The following is a 1,621-nucleotide window of genomic DNA, read 5'->3' on the forward strand; positions in this document are numbered from 1 at the left end:
GCCGCCAAGCGGGAGATCGTCAACGTGTTCCTCTCCCTCCCGGACGACGACATCATCATAGCGGACCCGGAGGGGGAGTATTACCCCCTGGTAAACCGGCTGGGCGGTCAGGTGGTGCGGCTGTCCCCGTCGGCCACGGCGGGGACATTCATCAACCCCATGGACATCAATCCCAACTACGCCGACGACGAGGACCCCCTGTCCCTCAAAAGCGATTTCATCCTCTCCCTGTGCGAGCTGATCGTGGGCGGGCGGAGCGGGCTGGCTCCCGTGGAAAAGACGGTGATCGACCGCTGCGTGCGGACCATCTACCGGCCCTATCTGGCGGACCCGGCCCCGGAGCGTATGCCCATTCTCCAGGACCTCTACGACGAGCTGCTGAAACAGTCCGAGCCGGAGGCCCGGCGGGTGGCGTCCGCCCTGGAGCTCTACTGCACCGGCTCCCTCAACCTCTTTAACCACCGTACCAACGTCCAGGTCAATTCCCGACTGCTGTGCTTCGACATCAAGGCCCTGGGGAAGATGCTGAAAAAGATCGGGCTGCTGATCCTCACGGACCAAATCTGGGGCCGGGTGACGGAGAACCGGGACCGGCGGCGGGCGACCTGGGTGTATCAGGACGAGTTTCACGTTCTGCTGGCGGAACCCCAGACGGCGGCGTACAGCGTCGAGATATTCCGCCGCTTCCGCAAGTGGGGGGCTATCCCCAGCGGCATTACCCAGAATGTGAAAAGCCTGTTGGAGAGCAGCGAGATCGAGTCCATTTTCGGCAACTGCGATTTCCTCTATATGCTGTCCCAGGCCGCCGGGGATCAAAAGGTGCTGGCAAGCCACCTGGGGATCAGCCCGCACCAGCTCTCCTATGTCACGCACTCCGGCTCCGGCGAGGGGCTGCTTTTTTATGGGGACACCACCATCCCCTTTGTAGACCACTTCCCCCAGGACACCGAGCTCTATACCCTCTTGACGACCAAGCCGGAGGACAAGGCCAATGGGCAAGGGTAAGGCCCGGCCCGGCTCTGGACACCGTGTCCAGAGGTCCGCGCACAAATCCAAGCTCCACCAGGAGAGTGAACGGGCCCGGCCCTCCGAACGACTGCGGCAAGAGGGGAAGAAGCGGAGCGCCCAGGGGCAGACGCGGGCGGAGCAAAGCGCGGTCAAGGCGGAAAAGGCCAAGCTCCGCATGGGTGCGGCCCAGGAGAAGCTGGCGGCCCAGGCCCCGGCCAAGCCCCCCGGCCCGGTTCGCCGGGCCGCTGGGGCGGCTGGCTGGGGCGTTCACGGCTTCGTCCACGGCAAGGTGTACGAGGTGGAGCACGAGAACGTGGGGACCGAGGGGGCCCACCACTCCGAGCTTGTGGGCGAGGCCGTGGGGCGCTGGGGGACCCGCCGTGTGCGGCAGGCCGTCCGGGACCACCCGGCCAAGGCCGCCGCCCGCGCCGAGCGACGGTATGTCAAGGCCACAGCGGAGCACCGCTTTCAAATGGAGCTGGAAAAGCACCCGGACCTGGGCAAGAACGCCCTGGCCCGGTTTGCTCAAAAGCAGCGCCAAAAGCGGCAGTACGCGAAACAGGCGCGGGAGGCCGCCAAGCAGGGGGCCAGGGCCGCCGAAAAAACCGCCGTC

General features: G+C 65.8%; 1 protein-coding gene and 1 pseudogene. Both read left to right on the forward strand.

The genetic code is table 11. The annotated features are described in order from the left end of the window. Positions 1-1,005 (forward strand): VirB4-like conjugal transfer ATPase, CD1110 family (locus QZ332_RS13645; protein WP_367116677.1); only part of this gene is annotated, 1,005 nt, incomplete at its 5' end. Next, positions 992-1,621 (forward strand): annotated as a pseudogene (locus QZ332_RS13650) (NlpC/P60 family protein); the annotation flags it as partial. The gene QZ332_RS13645 and the pseudogene QZ332_RS13650, both read left to right, overlap by 14 nt.

The organism is uncultured Oscillibacter sp., assembly GCF_910584465.1.
Lineage (GTDB): Bacteria > Bacillota > Clostridia > Oscillospirales > Oscillospiraceae > Oscillibacter.